Origin of the sequence: Stanieria cyanosphaera PCC 7437, assembly GCF_000317575.1 — a bacterium.
In the GTDB taxonomy this organism is placed as follows: domain Bacteria; phylum Cyanobacteriota; class Cyanobacteriia; order Cyanobacteriales; family Xenococcaceae; genus Stanieria; species Stanieria cyanosphaera.
Window position 1 is genome coordinate 4,092,290 of sequence record NC_019748.1, and the last position, 16,992, is coordinate 4,109,281.

14 protein-coding genes are annotated in these 16,992 nt (G+C 34.8%); 6 read left to right on the plus strand and 8 right to left on the minus strand.

What is annotated here, in order from left to right; all coding sequences use genetic code 11:
* Positions 1–16: 16 nt before the first annotated feature.
* Complete coding sequence (gene secF, locus STA7437_RS17830) at positions 17–976, minus strand: protein translocase subunit SecF (RefSeq protein ID WP_015194786.1); 960 nt, start codon at positions 974–976, stop codon at positions 17–19.
* Between the two features lie 5 nt (positions 977–981).
* Positions 982–2,394, minus strand: a complete 1,413-nt coding sequence (gene secD, locus STA7437_RS17835) for a protein translocase subunit SecD (protein ID WP_015194787.1) — start codon at positions 2,392–2,394, stop codon at positions 982–984.
* Between the two features lie 163 nt (positions 2,395–2,557).
* On the opposite strand from secD, the gene STA7437_RS17840 reads away from it, so the two are divergent.
* Positions 2,558–5,533 (plus strand): UPF0182 family protein, encoded by a 2,976-nt coding sequence (locus tag STA7437_RS17840; protein ID WP_015194788.1) that lies wholly within the window; start codon positions 2,558–2,560, stop codon positions 5,531–5,533.
* Positions 5,534–5,575: 42 nt separating this feature from the next.
* On the opposite strand, the gene STA7437_RS17845 is transcribed toward STA7437_RS17840, so the two are convergent.
* The gene (locus tag STA7437_RS17845; RefSeq protein ID WP_015194789.1) at positions 5,576–6,346 is read right to left on the minus strand and encodes a hypothetical protein; all 771 of its coding nucleotides are present in this window, start codon (positions 6,344–6,346) and stop codon (positions 5,576–5,578) included.
* Between the two features lie 319 nt (positions 6,347–6,665).
* Between STA7437_RS17845 and STA7437_RS17850 the strand changes: the two genes are divergently transcribed.
* Entirely contained in the window at positions 6,666–7,859 is a 1,194-nt protein-coding gene (locus tag STA7437_RS17850; protein WP_015194790.1) for a methyltransferase domain-containing protein, read from the plus strand.
* A 387-nt stretch (positions 7,860–8,246) separates the two neighbouring features.
* Positions 8,247–8,543, plus strand: a complete 297-nt coding sequence (locus STA7437_RS17855) for a hypothetical protein (protein ID WP_015194791.1) — start codon at positions 8,247–8,249, stop codon at positions 8,541–8,543.
* Positions 8,544–8,720: 177 nt separating this feature from the next.
* On the opposite strand, the gene STA7437_RS17860 is transcribed toward STA7437_RS17855, so the two are convergent.
* Together STA7437_RS17860 and STA7437_RS17865 are read right to left on the minus strand one after the other, a co-directional pair.
* Entirely contained in the window at positions 8,721–10,094 is a 1,374-nt protein-coding gene (locus STA7437_RS17860; protein ID WP_015194792.1) for a cytochrome P450, read from the minus strand.
* 227 nt (positions 10,095–10,321) lie between these two features.
* Positions 10,322–11,218 carry a helix-turn-helix domain-containing protein gene (locus tag STA7437_RS17865; protein ID WP_015194793.1) on the minus strand — a complete coding sequence of 299 codons (897 nt, stop codon included), beginning with the start codon at positions 11,216–11,218 and terminating at the stop codon, positions 10,322–10,324.
* 251 nt (positions 11,219–11,469) lie between these two features.
* Here STA7437_RS17865 and STA7437_RS17870 point away from each other — a divergent pair, with 251 nt between their 5' ends.
* From STA7437_RS17870 to STA7437_RS17880, 3 genes are read left to right on the plus strand one after another with little or no spacing between them, the layout of a single operon-like run.
* Positions 11,470–11,676, plus strand: coding sequence for a type II toxin-antitoxin system HicB family antitoxin (locus tag STA7437_RS17870; RefSeq protein ID WP_015194794.1), 207 nt, complete (start codon positions 11,470–11,472; stop codon positions 11,674–11,676).
* Complete coding sequence (locus STA7437_RS17875) at positions 11,673–11,894, plus strand: type II toxin-antitoxin system HicA family toxin (protein ID WP_015194795.1); 222 nt, start codon at positions 11,673–11,675, stop codon at positions 11,892–11,894. The genes STA7437_RS17870 and STA7437_RS17875 overlap by 4 nt, the downstream gene beginning before the upstream one ends.
* Before the next feature lie 55 nt (positions 11,895–11,949).
* Entirely contained in the window at positions 11,950–13,875 is a 1,926-nt protein-coding gene (locus STA7437_RS17880; RefSeq protein WP_015194796.1) for an ABC-F family ATP-binding cassette domain-containing protein, read from the plus strand.
* 49 nt (positions 13,876–13,924) lie between these two features.
* Here the strand turns inward: STA7437_RS17880 and STA7437_RS17885 are convergent, their stop codons facing one another.
* The 3 genes from STA7437_RS17885 to STA7437_RS17895 form a co-directional block, all read right to left on the minus strand.
* Positions 13,925–15,031, minus strand: a complete 1,107-nt coding sequence (locus tag STA7437_RS17885) for a glycosyltransferase family 1 protein (RefSeq protein WP_216087058.1) — start codon at positions 15,029–15,031, stop codon at positions 13,925–13,927.
* 219 nt (positions 15,032–15,250) lie between these two features.
* Positions 15,251–15,754, minus strand: a complete 504-nt coding sequence (locus STA7437_RS17890) for a pentapeptide repeat-containing protein (RefSeq protein WP_015194798.1) — start codon at positions 15,752–15,754, stop codon at positions 15,251–15,253.
* A gap of 20 nt (positions 15,755–15,774) precedes the next feature.
* Positions 15,775–16,962, minus strand: a complete 1,188-nt coding sequence (locus tag STA7437_RS17895) for an NAD(P)/FAD-dependent oxidoreductase (protein ID WP_015194799.1) — start codon at positions 16,960–16,962, stop codon at positions 15,775–15,777.
* Positions 16,963–16,992: the final 30 nt, after the last annotated feature.

Consider the following 16,992-nt stretch of genomic DNA (forward strand, 5'->3'; position numbering starts at 1 on the left):
TAATTTTAATTTAAACCTAGTCTGAAGTAGAACTATTAGCGATCGCGGTTAAGTCGTTTTTTTTACTGTTGCGCCACCAACCGAGTAGAGTACTAGCTACAAAAATACTAGAATAGGCACCTGCAATAAAACCAATAATTAAAGCTAGAGCAAAATATTTTAAAGTAGCCCCACCAAAGAAAAAAATTGCTACTAAAGGTAAAACAGTGGTTAAACTAGTGTTGATCGAGCGAGCTAAAGTTTGATTAACGGCATCATCGACAATTTGATCGATTGAGTCATTGGGATTAATCGCCATTGTTTCACGGATGCGGTCATAAATAACGACTGTATCGTTAACGGAAAATCCCACAATAGTCAGTAAAGATACCAAAAATAAACTGTCTACTTCCACTCCTGCAACTAAACCTAAAACAGCAAAAACTCCGCAAGTTACGACAACGTCATGAAAAAGAGCCACAATGGCAAAAAAAGCATAGTCAAACTGAAAGCGAACGCTCAAGTAAACGATAATGCCAAAAAAGGAAACAATTAAAGCGAGTAATCCCGACGAGAATAATTCCTGCCCAATTGTCGGCCCAACCGAATCAATTTGAATTGTTTTAGGGTCAAATTGACCAATTTTACTACTAAGAGCTTGTTGAAGTTCAGTTCTGGCATTAACATCGAGGTTTTGCGTCCGAACTGATAATATTTGTTTGTTATCACCTAGTAACTGGATACTACTACCAGTCAAACCTTGAGCATCTAAAACTTCTCTGACTTGAGTAACTTCAATTGGGCGATCGCAATTTCCTGCTATCGAACAGTCTCTTTCTACCTGTAAGCGAGTCCCACCAACAAAATCTAACCCTGGTCGTAATGGTGCATTAAGTTGGGTATAACTAATGATCATTGCAATGATACTACCTAGGATGGCAAGGCTAGAAATAGTCCACCACAAACCACGGGTTTTAGTGACATTTAGTTTATTCATTGGTCTTAATTGATTGATTTAGGGAGATTGGGACAGAATAATTCGGGTTTTTGTCTGATTTTAGGAAATCCTAATACAGTCAATAGTAAAAAAGTTCGACTACAAGTAAGAGCGGTAAACATACTTACTCCTACTCCAATAGCTAAAGTTAAGGCAAACCCTTTAACTAATCCCGAACCAAGCCAAAATAAGGCAATACAAGCAATCAAAGTCGTGACGTTACTATCCAAAATACTGGAAAAAGCCCGATAAAAGCCTGATTCTACGGAGCGATAGAGAGTTTTACCTGCTTGCAATTCTTCTCTGGTTCGTTCAAAAATTAAGACATTAGCATCTACTGCCATACCAATACTAAGGATGAAACCAGCAATACCAGGTAGAGTCATAGTAACTCCGATCAAAGAATAACAAGCAAGAGTAAGTAAGGTGTAAATAGATAAAGCTAAATCGGCAATTATTCCTGGTAAACGATAATAAACTGCCATAAATACCAAAACCAATATCAAACCAGCCATCCCAGCGTAGATACTGCGACGGATACTATCTTGTCCTAAAGTTGCTCCAACGGTACGGTTTTCAACTACTTCCACAGGAAAAGGTAAAGAACCACCGCGAATTTGAATGGCTAAGTCGTTGGCACTATCTAAGGTAAAATTGCCCGTAATAACCGCTCTACCACCAGCAATTCCTGTATCAGCAAATTCTGCTCCTACTACTGGCGCACTAATTAACTCGTTATCAAGAAAAATCCCAATACTACGTCCAGTTCCTGCTAAATTTTTGGTTAATTGGGCAAATTTTTTGCCCCCTTCATCATCAAACGCGATCGCAACTTCCCAGAGATTACCTGCTTGGGTTGGTTGAGGACGAGCATCTTTGAGATTTTTACCCGTTAAATCAACTGACTTAAACAATTGCGCGATCGCTTGATTGGATTTTTGTAAAGATTCTTGAAGCTCAGCTATTTGGGTTTGATTTTCAGCAATTTTGCCTGTTTCTTTTAAAACTGCTAATTGTAACTGTAATTGCTGTCGAACTTGCGATTCTGCTGCTAATTCGCCTTCAGTTCCTTGAATTTGCTCGCGAAATTCTAATTGTGCTGTACCACCTAAAACTCGTTCTGCTTGTTCGGGGTCAGTTACACCAGGAAGTTGAACTAAAATTTTATCATTACCAACCGTTTGCACAATCGGTTCAGAAACACCAAGAGCATTGATTCGATTGGTAATAACTTTCTCAACTGCACTGAGATCGTCGGCTTGAATTTCTTTGACTTGTTCGGTTGGTTTAACCTGAATAGTCAGTTGTGCGCCTCCCCTAAGATCTAAACCTAACTGAAAAGGAAGCGTAATTAAAACTGCGATCGCAGCAGCGACCAAAACTACAATCAGAACTAAATAAGCGCGCTGTTTTTGCATTGACACTCACCTGTGGCAACAAATGCCATAATAATGCTTTTTGTTAATTCCCAATCACTAATTCAAATATTTTAAGGGAGTAGGGAAGAAGAAGTAATAATTACTAACATAAAGAAAAGATGGTGCCATCTAGCACAATGTCAGCCTATACTATCAATTTTTTATGCCGAAACTTCTTTCAGAACGAATATTTCGTCTTGCTGTAATCATTATAGGAGCGTGGCTATTGATCGATCTGCTCGCTCATGTAGTTACTGAAATTTTGTGGTTTAAAGAAGTTAATTATTTGTCAGTGTTATTAAAACGTTGGGGATGGCAATTATTATTGTGGGTTGTTGCTTGTGGAGTTTCGATTGGTTTTTTATTAACGAATTGGTTTATTGCTAATCGTTTAGCGTGGCGATGGTTGCCTCAAAATGAAAATAACTCACTAGGGATTGCCTATTTACCTGGAAGACAAGACAAACCTGGTTTTAAGACTCCCAATCAGAAGTTTGTTTTAAGGCTCAAATTACCACTATTATTGATTTTAGTCTTGATTAGTAGTAGTGCGATCGCGTTTTTAGTAGTTTATTATAGTACAATTGCTTTTCAGGCTTGGCATTATAACTATAATTTGCCTAAGATTATTCCTACTTTGCCTTCTTTGTTTACCTGGTTGTCGGTAGTCAAAATTTTCACGGCTATCAAACAACCACAATATCTTGAACAAAGCATGATCATTATTTTTCTTGCTTTGCTATTAATTTTTAAACCCAAATCCTTTTTATTAGCTTTATCAGTAATTATTAGTTTAGCTTTTAGTTTAATTATATCTGGAAATTGGACAGTCTTTTTACAATATTTTAATAAAAGCTTATTTAATACTGTCGACCCCCAATTCGGTAATGATATTAGTTTTTATATTTTTAGTTTTCCTGTTTGGAAGTTATTAAATCTTTGGTTATTAGGATTGTTTGGGTTTGCGCTGCTTGGTTCTTTTTTATTTTATTTATTATCAGGAAATAGTCTTTTTGAAGGTAAATTTAATGGATTTTCGACTCAACAATCTTGGCACTTATCTTGTTTATTGTCTGGCTTATTTCTCATTGTAGCGTTACGGCATTGGCTCAATCGATATGATCTGCTTTATTCTCAACGAGGAGTTATTTATGGAGCAAACTTTACTGATATTACCATTCAACTGCCTTTAGAAACAATTTTGACGATTACAGCAATTGTAGTGGGAATTTGGTTGTCACTGCAAGTTTTAATTAGTTATCGCCCGAAAAAATATCAATTTAAACTAGGTAAAAAAAGAATTATATCTTGGTGGTTAGTTTTAATTTATTTATTAATTTTAGTAGTTGGTAATTTAACTGGTCCGATTGTACAGCGTTTAGTCGTTCAACCGAATGAATTAGCCAAAGAAAGCAAGTTTATTCAACGTAGTATTGCGATGACTAGAACTGCTTTTGGTTTAGATAAAATAGACGATCAAATTTTTAATCCTCAAGATCAATTAACTGCTACTGATATTCAACAAAATGATTTAACAATTGATAATATTCGTCTTTGGGATACCCGTCCCATTTTGCAAACCAATCGTCAACTGCAACAAATTCGACTTTATTATAAATTTTTTGATGCTGATATAGACCGATATACTATAGGGGAAACAGAAAATAACAAACAACAAGTCATTATTGCCCCTAGAGAACTAGACTATAGCTCAGTACCTCAAAGAGCGCAAACTTGGGTTAATAAACATTTAATTTACACTCACGGTTATGGTTTTACCCTATCTCCTGTGAATCAAGTAGATCAAGGAGGATTGCCTTTTTATTTTGTCAAAGATATTGGTACTGGTACTCAAGAAGAAGGAACTCTTACCGTTTCTAGTGAATTAATTCGTCAGAATATTCCCATTGGTCAACCGCGAATCTACTATGGAGAATTGACCGATCCTTACATTATGACTCCTTCTACAGTTAGAGAGTTTGATTTTCCCAGTGGAGAAGAAAATATTTACAATACCTATGATGGAAATGGTGGGATCAGAATTGGTAATTATCTGTCTCGATTGTTATTTGCCGAATATCTCAAAGATTGGCAAATGATCTTTACTCAAAACTTTACTGACGAGACTAAATTACTATTACGCCGTAATATCAATCGTCGAGTTAGAACGATTGCTCCTTTCTTAAGATATGACCGAGATCCTTATTTAGTTGTAGCAGATGTAGAAAATGAACAAGGAAAAAAAGAGCCTAATTATCTTTATTGGATTATAGATGCTTATACTACAAGCGATCGCTATCCTTATTCAGATCCCGAAGATGATGATTTTAACTACATTCGCAATTCAGTCAAAGTAGTAATTGATGCCTATAACGGAGACGTAACTTTTTATATTGCTGAACCTGAAGATCCAATTGTTCAGACTTGGCAAAACATCTTTCCTAGTTTATTTAAATCCCTCGAAGAAATGCCTGTTAGTTTGCGTCGTCACATTCGTTATCCTGAGGATTTATTTAGTATCCAATCTGAAAAACTATTAATTTACCACATGACTGATGCTCAAGTGTTTTATAACCGAGAAGATCAATGGCAAATTCCTCAAGAAATTTACGGTACTGAATCTCAAACGATAGAACCCTATTATCTCATTATGAAATTACCAACAGCGACTAAGGAAGAATTTATTTTACTTCATCCTTATACGCCAATTAGTCGTCCTAATTTAATTGGTTGGTTAGCAGCAAGATCTGATGGAGAGTTCTATGGTAAATTATTACTCTATAAATTTCCTAAACAAAGATTAGTTTATGGTCCTAATCAAATCGAAGCTTTAATTAATCAAGATCCAGTTATCTCACAACAAATTTCGTTATGGAATCGCAAAGGTTCAAAGGCTATTCAAGGCAATTTATTAATCATTCCTATTGAACAGTCTTTACTGTATGTTGAACCTTTATATATTGAAGCGGAACAAAATAGTTTGCCAATTTTAGCCAGAGTAATTGTAGTTTATGAAAATCAAATTGTGATGGCAGAAAATTTGCAGGAGGCGTTAGAAGCAATTTTTAATCCTAATGTTGATTCTGATTCTACTATTATTCGACCATTAGAGGAATTACCTTCTGTAGCACCAGAATAAATAATTATTCAAAAATGTTTAACTGAGGCAAGTTAACTAAATCTATGCTGTTTTGAAAAAGTGAATAATTTCTCGAACGTGATTGAGAACTTGACTATCTTCAGTTAATTGAGAAATAGCAGTGGTCGTTTCTCTTGCTAATTGTTCGTGTTCAAGGTTATTTTTGGCTGCTAATTGTTCTACAAAAGCTTTTAAATGATGTAATTCTTGTCTTGTATCTTGCGCTTGTTGTTGTTGTTTTGCAATCAAAGAAACAGGATCGTTTATATTGAGTTGAGAATCAATTATTGATAAAGATGATTCAATCTGTTTTATTCTATCTCTTAATTCAAATATATCTTCCCGAGGATATTTAATTTGTTGCCTAATCATTGATAATCTACTAGCTAAATATTGATAACCTCGAATTGCTGGACGCAAAGCTGTTAATAATAAAGTTGCTAAAGAACTTACATAACCAACTGTACTAATACCTGTAACAGCCAGTAAATAAAGAACTAATGCCGAAATCAGATGTAGTAAAATTGCAATAATAATTGACCAATTAGAAATCTTTTTAACATAGTTTAATTGTTGTTGTTCGATAGGAATTCCTTTTTGTTGAGATATTGCAGCTTCAGCAATTGTCTCACGAGTATCAAAATAAACATTCCAAGGAAGAGTCACAATAATTATTAACCACCAAAAACTAACAATTCCAATTAACCAGTCTACTAAGTTTCCTGTGGGAACTTGTAACCATTGTAAAATTAAGCCAATTAGTAAAATTAAAATACTACAACCAATACTAAAGCTAAGATATTTACTCAACATGGTTTTGTTTATTAATATTTGTTTTCCGATTAATTGTAAAAAAAACTAACTGGTTTATTTTTGGTGATTGTGACAGTTTGACGAGCTTCCTAGATCAGTATGCATAAATTGAAGCTTAAATCGGAAACATTTATAATAATTTAATTAAAATTAGCTAAATTTATAAGTTGAGATTTAAACAATTTTTATTTAAGTTTGATTGAGTAAAGATAGGGTTTAAAAAATAATTGTGAAAAGTTAAAATCTTTTTTAAGAGTATTTAATTTGAAACTTAGCTATCCTTATTTAATAGTTTGTCAAGTAAAAAGATTAAAATTATATGACTGAAATCACTACTTCTCAACAGAAACTTACTAACTACGATATTGAGTCAGAAGTTCTAGAAAGATACCAAGCAGGTGCTAAACAACAACAACCTAGTTTATGTTGTCCTACTGAATATGAAGGTAATTATTTAGAAATTTTACCAGAAGAAATTATTGCCAAAGATTATGGTTGTGGTGATCCTACCCGTTATGTTAATGAGGGAGAAACGGTAGTTGATTTGGGTTCTGGTGCAGGAAAAAACTGTTATATTCTAGCGCAAAAAGTTGGTTCTATAGGAAAAGTCATCGGAGTTGATTTTAATGACGAGATGTTAGCTTTGGCAAGAAAGTATCAAACTGAAATTGCCACAAAACTTGGATACAATAATACCCAGTTTGTCAAAGGCAAAATTCAAGATTTAAGATTAAACTTAGAACGAGTAGAAACTTGGTTAAAAAATAATCCAATTACTTCTATTGATGGTGTAAGTAAATACGAAACAGAATGCGATCGCTTGCGTCAATCAGAAACTTTAATTCCCGATAGTAGTGTTGATGTAGTTATTTCTAACTGTGTTTTAAATTTAGTTCGTCCCCAAGATAAACAACAGTTATTTGCAGAAATATTTCGAGTACTGAAACGAGGTGGTAGGGCAGTAATTTCTGATATTGTTTGTGATCAAGAGCCTACTCCTAAAATTTTAAATGACCCTGAATTATGGAGTGGTTGTATTGCGGGAGCATTTCGAGAAGATTTATTTTTAAAAATGTTTGAATCGGCAGGTTTTTATGGCATTGAAATTCTCAAAAGAGAGGAACGGCCTTGGCAGGTAATTGATGGAGTTGAGTTTCGTTCCATGACAGTTCGTGCCTATAAAGGCAAAGAAGGTGCTTGTTGGGAAAGAAAACAAGCGGTAGTTTATAAAGGACCTTGGAAACAAGTTCAAGATGATGATGGTCATGTTTTTTGTCGTGGAGAAAGAATGGCAGTTTGCGACAAGACTTATCAGATTTTAACTAATACTAATAGTCCCTATGCTAAGGATATTATTCCTATTCCTCCTTATGAAAATATTCCTTTAGAATCAGCTACAGAATTTAGTTGTAAAAGTCAAGCAATTCGGCATCCTAGAGAAACCAAAGGTTCTGAATATAACCTAACAGATATAAGTAATGAATCTTGTTGTTCTCCAGGAGAATGTTGTTAACAGTTATTATCTTAGAGACGTAACAGTTAATTTATTTTGGAATGTTTGCTAGTTCAAAACTATCTACTGAATTGAGATCGCACGCGGAATATGCTGGCGATTAGATTATTAACTAAAGATTGAAACTTCAATAAAATAAACTTTAGCATCTTTATTTAAACTACGATCTCGGCTTCGCTGAGGCACTTCGTGGTCAGGCTTTGCCTGGCGCGTACGCGATCGCGAAACTTTCAAGCTAACTACCAACAAAATAAAATTAATCTAGTACCCTAGAAAAATCATGTTTATCAAAAGACCAAGCTTGGAGAATAAAATTAAAACATCTCTCCACAACTACTAATTATCAGGGGATGTCTAGTTAATAAAAAATTTGAATCAATTATATCAATGGAAGAACAGGAAAAAGAACAGAACAAAAGAATTAATCAGCATCAACGGTTAATTAACAATCTTAGAGAAAGACTTAAGAGTGTAGAGACGGATGTTGAACCTGACGGTAGAATAAGTGAAGCTTTCGATGCTTTAGATAATCATTTAGATGATGTAGAACAAAGATTATCCAAAAGATTAGATGAGCATGATAAAAGATTTGATCGCTTAGAACATAAGGTTAATCAACTAGGCAGCAAATTAGACATTATTATCGAACACCTAACAAGTATTAACGATTTACCTGAAGAATAATTGTATAGAAAACTTTAACAAATTGAATTACTAGTTGTGGTTGGATTTTTACTTTTGAAAAAAGTTGTTAGTTGAGCGATCGCTATAAACTCTTAATTCAATATGCTGATGGAGATAGCGTCGATAACATTTACTAACTTTTAAGAAAAGCAAAATACAATAAGCATTATAGACTTATTAGTTTTTGTACTTTTTAACTCTCATCCTGACTCCACCAGCAGGCGCAAAAGTAATACCACGACGCACAGTTTTAGGAAAACGGCGATCAAGAAGTTCTAATTCCACCTCAGACAAAATAGTAGCTAGAACTAATTTCATTTCAAATAAAGCAAAAGCATAGCCCAAACAGCGACGATTACCACCACCAAAAGGTAAATATTCGTAAGGAGAAAATTGTCTTTCTAAAAATCTTTCTGGCTTAAATTTTTTCGGTTCGGGATAAATATCTTCTCTTTGATGGGTTAAATAAATTGCAGGAAATAAAGATGTACCAGCTTCAAAAGTATATCCCATTATCTCAAACGGTGCTTTTAACTGACGACCGATTAAGGCAACTACGGGGTGAAGTCTTAAAGTTTCGGAAACGACAGCGTTAAGATAGGGCAGCTTATTAATAGTATTAAAATCTAAATTTCCCTCCAGGGAATTTAATTCTTGCTTTAATTTTTCCTCTATTTCTGGAACATAATGAAGCCAATAAAACGCCCAAGCTAAACTATTAGCAGTGGTTTCATGTCCTGCAAACAACATCGTCATCAATTCATCTCGTATTTCCTCATTACTCATAGGCTGATCTTCTTGATCACGAGCCAATAGCATTAAACTGAGAATATCTTCCCCTAAAGTAGCGGGATTATTTCTACGGCGATCAATCTCTGTGTCTAGAATTTCGTGAATCATGCGTTTTAGCCTGATAAATTGTCCCCAAGGACTCCAAGCACCCAAATCTTTTTGTAGTAAAGGAAAAAAGAGCAAACTGGATCTAAACGGAGAGTTAAAAATATCCAACCATTCCACTAAAAGTTTTCTGAGGCGGTCAAATTTTTCCCCTTTATCCAAACCAAAAATAGTTTCTAAAATAACCCGCAAAGAAATATCTTGAGTATAGGTGCGAAGGGAGAACGGTTTGCCTACTTGCCATTGAGAAATAACTTGTTTGGTAATCTCAATCATCGTCTCGCCATAACTTTTCATCCTCTCACCATGAAAAGGAGGCATTAATAACTTTCGATGTCGTTGATGTTGGACTCCAGATAAAGCAACTAAAGATCTTTCTCCCAATAACACCCTAATTGGTAGAGAAGTTTGTCTGCCTACTTCAAATAAATTAGGATCGGCAGTAAATACTTTTTCAATTGCTTTGGGATCGTTAAAAATGACAAATGGCGGAAATCCAGGCGATCGCGGGGTGTAAAAGATATCTCCATATTTTTGATGATATTTTTCTAATACTCCAAACTGATCGAACATCACTTGGATTGTTTGGATAAAAACAGGTGTTTTACATATAGGAGGCTTGGTTTGAGTCGGAGACGGAGTTATAGTAGTCATTTGTATATATATCTGCGAAGATAAAACCTTTCTTATCAGTATGAAAAATTAACTACTCGATTGTCTTGCAGATTCTTCAGATTTTTAATAAATTCTAGTTATAAGTCGGTAAAAGCGAAAATGCAGAAAATCAAAAGGTTTATTTCTTGTCGTGATCGCACTAGAGAAAAAAATAAAATCTAAAATTAATGCATTTTCATCTATATCTGTATATCTATATTTATGATTTATTGAAGTTTAAATTGTTTCGGAGTTAACCCGACTAAACGCTTAAAATGTAAATTGAGATAACTTTGATTCGCAAAACCAACAGTTTGGGCAATATCCACAATCGACATTTTTCCTTTTAGCAATAACTTTTTAGCGCGAGCAACTCTAGTGTGAATTACATATTGATGAGGAGTTAAGCCTGTCGATTGTTTAAAGAGTAAAGAAAAATAATGAGGACTTATTTGAACCAGATTGGCTAATTCTTGTAATCTTAAATCGCGCTCAATATTTGTATCAATATAGTCAATTACTTGCTTTAATTTACCTTTTGATAAACCACCTCGATATTCTGGAAATTCAATTTTATTTGAAGAATAATATTTTATTAAATGAACTACTAAAGCATTAGCGATCGCATCTACATAAAGACGATGATAAGTATTGTTTTCTAAAACTTTTTTTAATGCCAATCCCATTTGAAAAATTAGAGGATCGCAAGTGGGAATTTGTGGAATTAGATTTACTGCTCGCGATCGCACTGACTCATCTAATGCAGAAGCGCAAATTTGAGGATTTAATCCCAGCAAAATAAACTCGCTATCTCCATACCAACTAGCTTTAACTCCTGTATTAGCAGGAATCAAAAGAATATCTCCTTCTGTTACCGAATGTTTATACAAACGTCCATCTATAATTCTTTCTGCTTTACCGAGATGGGGAATTTTTGTAAAAATAGCAATACTATGTCCAGATACACAAACCTCTTGGTGTTCTCCTGAAGGTTGTGAGTGATATTCTAAAAAAAGATTATCCCAATCAGCTTTAATACTAGAAAGAACTGGAGAACGAGGTAAGATTGATGTTGTAGTGTTTTCTGTAGCCCGATCTACAAATAATGGCTTTGTGGCACACATACTATAAGTTAATTGCTTATGTCTTCACTATATCAAAGCAACATAATTAGATTGAAATTTTAAATACTGCGATCGCCAGATAAAATTTTCTAGCGATCGCTATAGGATTTATTTTTAATTAAACATTAAGTATCATAATCCTACAAAAATTATGACTATCAAAAAAACCTAGTAGTGGTATGAGCAAACTACCCCATGCAACAGCCAAGATTAAAAATTAAAATAATTAAGTAGAACGAGATAAATTGAAGATGAGGCAAGTGATTTTGTATAGAGATGAAGATGGCTACTGGATTGTAGAATGTCCCAGTCTCAAAGGATGTATCAGTCAAGGCAAAACTAAAGAGGAAGCTATTGCTAATATAAAAGAAGCGATCGCTGGTTATATTGCTGCTTTAGAAGAAGATGGGATACCAATCCCTGAAGAAAATTTTGAAACTTTTTTAGTAGTGGTGTGAGCAAATTACCAAGTATTTCGGGACGAGATTGCATCAAAGCTTTACATAAAATAGGTTTCTACAAAAAACGACAAGAAAGCAGTCATATCATTATGCGACGAGATAATCCCTTTGCTCAAGTGGTTGTCCCAAATCATCAGGAATTAGCAAAAGGAACATTAAGAGCTATGATTCGAGATGCCGATCTGAGTATAGATGAATTTATTTCACTATTATGAGATACGTATTAGCTTCTCAATGAGCGATCGCTATAGGATTTATTTTTAATTAAACATGAGTATCGTAACCCTACAAAAAATTAAAAAAGACTTCGGTATCAAGGAAATTCTCCACGAAGCTAGTTTTACCATTGAAGAACAAGATAAAGTAGGGCTAATTGGGGTTAATGGTGGTGGTAAATCAACCTTACTGAAAATGATCGCAGGAATTGAATCGATTGATAGTGGCGATCGCCTTGTTAAATCTGGTGCAAGAATTGTCTATCTACCGCAACAACCAGAGGTAAATGAAGATAATACCGTTTTAGATCAGGTATTCGCCGATAGTAGCGAAGAGATGAAACTGGTGCGGGAATACGAAGATTTAACTCATAAAATTGCCCACACATCGGGAGATCAGCAAAATCAATTAACAGAGAAACTAATTAAGGTTACAGAAAAGATTGAAGCAGCTAATGCTTGGGAATTGGAAACCAAGGCGAAAATTATCCTTAGTAAGTTGGGAATTGAAGATTTTGAGGCGCGAGTCGGAGACTTATCGGGAGGATATCGCAAACGTATTGCACTAGCGACGGCATTAATGAACGAACCCGATCTATTATTAATGGATGAACCTACCAACCATCTCGACGCTGCATCGGTAGAGTGGTTACAGGATTATTTGAATAGTTTTCGCGGTGCTATTTTATTAATTACTCACGATCGCTATTTTCTGGATCAAGTAACTAATCGTATTTTAGAAATAGACAGAGGAGATCTTTACACCTATTCAGGCAACTACTCTTATTATCTCGAAAAGAAAGCCATACAAGAAGAATCAGCAGCATCTACTCAACAAAAACATAAGGGAATACTGCGGAGAGAGTTAGAATGGTTGAAACGAGGTCCAAAAGCTAGAAGTACCAAACAAAAAGCTAGAATCGATCGCATTGGTGAAATGCAGAATCGAGAATTCAAAGAAGTTCAAGGCAAAGTCGAAATTGACACTCCAGGAAGACGCATCGGGAAAAAAGTAATTGAACTGACGAATATTTCTAAAGCTTACAATGGACGCACTTTAATTAAAAATTTTACCTACGAATTTACTCCACGCGATCGCATTGGCGTTATTGGCGGTAATGGTGCAGGAAAATCTACTATGATGAATATTATTACAAGCAGAGTCGAACCCGATTCGGGAACAGTTGAAATCGGTAGTACAATTCAAATTGGTTATTTCGATCAACATTCAGAAGATTTACTAGACGCGATCGATCACAATCAAAGAGTAATTGATTACATTAAAGATATCGCAGCTTTTGTTACTACCGCAGATGGTACTCAAATCAGTGCTTCTCAAATGCTAGAGAGATTTTTATTTCCTGGCAATCAACAGTATGCACCAATTCATAAACTTTCTGGAGGGGAAAAGCGTCGCTTATTTTTATTACAAGTATTGATGGGTGCGCCTAACGTTTTAATTTTAGACGAACCGACTAACGATTTAGACGTGCAAACTCTTTCGATCTTAGAAGATTACCTAGAAAACTTTAATGGTTGCGTAATTACAGTATCCCACGACCGCTATTTCCTCGATCGTACTGTAGAATTTATTTTTGCGATTGAACCTGGTGGTAATATTCGTCAATATCCTGGTAATTATTCTATTTATTTAGATTACAAACAAGCAGAAGAGAAAGAAGTAAAACAGGAAGAAAAAGAAACCAAACAAAAAGAGTCAGTAACTCAAACTCAAAAACCAGTTTCTACTAATAATAAATCTCGTCGTTTATCTAACTACGAAAGAAGAGAATTTGAAAATTTAGAAGCTGAAATTTCCGAGATGGAAGTAGAAAAAGAAGAATTAGAAAAAACTCTTTACCACAATCCACCCAGTGGTTTTAGTAAGATTCAAGAATTGTCAAAAGAGTTAACCCAATTGAATGAAAAGCTGGATCAAGCTACCGAAAGATGGATGGAATTAGCTGAGAGAGACTCTTGAAATATTGATAAAGAGATAATAAAAATCTAAAATTCAAACATAAAACTTACTATAAAGATGGTAATAATAAAGAAGCAATAGATTCTGCGTTTCGTTTTTCGCGCCACAACCAATGATAATCTTGTCCGTGAGTTTTGAGATGAGCGATCGCATTATTAATGAGATTTTCTAACTCATCAAAATCGGTAAAAGTAGAACCAATTGTTACTGGATAATGAATCTGTTGTTTAATTAAAGGATAATCTGAAGCAATAATGTAACAACCACAAGAAGCAGCATCACTAATTACACCACTGGTACGATAATAATAGCGATCGCGATCGTAATGAATTACTAAAATATCAATTTGTTGTAGTAGTTGTAAGTAGTCTTGTTCTTTGGTTGTATCGTAAATTTGTGCATTTATTTGATCTAAGTAAGCAGGTTTTTGACCAAAAGGAGTTCCAATGATTAATTCGCATTCTGAATGATGTTGAAGATATTTTTGAAGTTTTTCTAAGATTTTACCAATGGGTTTATCAGCCCTAATCATTCCCACAATACCAATTTTTATAGAAGTATTTTCGGTTAATCTTTCTCCTGATTTTAATCTGGGAAAAACATCATTTCTAAGAGGATGAGGTATAATTATTTTTGTAGCAGAAGGTAATTGAACTTTGGTAGGTAAAATATCGTCGTTTAATTCTAATAAAATTACTTTGAAGCGTTTAAATAATTTTAAATAAAGTTTTAAATATAATAAACCCCAATATTTAAGTTGACTATGAATAGCAAATTGTTGATTACCATGCAGCATAATAAAAATTTCTTTACCTGTTAAAGCTAGTAAGGGTAGTAATAATAATAAATGTTGATTATAAGCTTCAAATATTAGTAAAGCATCGCATTTTTTCAGTTTTAAAGCTCTAATGCCCATAGCAAAATGACGATATTCTCGTCGTAAATGCAAACCAACTGCATAAACAGGAATAGCCTGAGTAAAGTTTTTTAACCATAAAGGTAAAGGAGTTTCAATAGACAAAAATTCTATTTTCTTTTCACCTAAATACTGATTAAGATTCAGTAAATCTTTCAATCCTTCATGAAATAATTGAATTTGAGAATGCTCATTAACTGTTTGTGATGATTGAGTAATAGTTGGTTCAAGAGATGTCATGGTAATCTCTTCTCTGTCAAGGTAGTAGTTTTCTTCGCCAAGATAACATACAAAAATTCCTTCCTCAGACACAAGCGTAGTAGTTTTTAGCGCGACATAATACTAAATTCTTAGATCAAATACTTGAAAGTGTGAAGCGTCCTAAACGCAGCAAAGAATCTAAATAAAAAATATCTAGTGCGATCGCGACATCAACAGCGATCGCAAATGAATAATTAATTAAGGACAGAATAAAGTATCTTTAGTATTGCGTCCTGTAGTAGGATTAGTTCCCGAAGCATTTTCACAGAGCATTTTTTCAGTAGTGGGACTCAGTAGTACGTTAGTAAAATCAGCCCCTTCGATAATGGCTTCATCTAGTAGGGTATTAGTCATAAAAGCTCCTGTCAAGATGGCATTAGTAAAATTAGCGCGTGTCAGACGACAAGATTCGAGATCTGCATTAGAGAGATTTGCCCCTGTAAAATTAACCCTAGATAGATTAGAACCAAACAATCTCACGCCACTAAGATCTGAATAACTAAAATCACTACCACGCAAACTAGCATGATCGAAAATAGCATCTCTTAGATCTTGATGGGAAAAGTCAGTATCAATCAAAGCACGATTACTATAATTTACTGCCCAAGTAGGCTCGACTAAAATACTAATACTACCCAAAAGTAGTACCATCACCAAAGTTATTAGTTTAATTCCAAATTGCTTAATTATCCTCGTTTTCATTGTTCTAACCAACTTTTGCGTTAAGTCAACAACTCAACTAGCGGTTGAGTGATCCAATTAAATCCCACTGTAAGCTGATGCTTGAGAGTAGGTAAGCGGTAAAGATAAATTAGACGACGGGCGATATAAGCAAGAGAACCATCTAAGTTTAAACCTAAACCGCTAATACTAGCATTATCCACCCCTAGGGTCATCATTTCGCCTAAAGGTTGATAACGGAAAGGTAATAACGGGCGATCGCTCATACTAGCCCAAAGATTCCAAGCGCAGTAATCTGATTGTTGAAAAGCGACTTGTGCTGTGGCAGGTACTAATTGTCCTGTGGCATCTTGGCAACTGGCAATATCTCCCAGGGCAAAGATATCTTCATGTTCTAATACTTGTAGATTAGCATTAGTTTTTAACAAACCTTGAGAATCTTGAGGTAGTGGCAGTTTTCTCATGAATTCTGAAACTTGATTGCCTACTGTCCACAACACTAAATCTACGGGAATAGTATCTACCTTTCCTTTATAAGCTAAAGAAATACTATCAGCTTCAACTTGCTCGACTTCTGTTTCTACATCTAACCAAATCTTGCGTTTTTCTAACGCTTTAGTGGCTGCTTCCTGATTAAATTGAGAACTATCTTTAAGGATTTTGTCTCCGCGCTCGATAATTCTAATTCTACCTTTATCGCCGAGGCGGTCTGCGATTTTACAAGCTAATTCTACACCACTATAACCACCACCCACCACTGCAACCCTAATTTTATCTCGGTTTGATTGTTCTAATAACCGCAGTTCTTCTCTAAGACGATAAGCATCATTGAGAGTACGAAAAGGAATTGCATGAAGAATTGCCCCAGGGACGGTATTGAGAGGGGTTTTTCCTCCCATCGCAATGACTAATTTAGTGTAAGTCAGTTCTGAGGAATGATCTAATTTGACTCTTTTTGCCTCAATATCGATATCTGTCACCGAGGCTTGATAAAATACTATTCCTGTGTCTGCCAAAATTTCTTCAAAGGGAGGAGCAATTTCCCACGTTTGTAGTTCTTCTGTAACTAACTCATACAGTAAAGGTGCAAATAAAAAGCGATCGCTTTTGTCTACGAGAACTATTTCTGGTTGTTGTTCTTTTTCCCAAGGTAATTGACTTAATCGCAAGGCAGTATACAAACCGCCAAAACCACCACCAAGGATGCAGATACGTTGTTTCTCAGTCATAACAGTGCTGTTGTTGGTTGCAGGAGACTG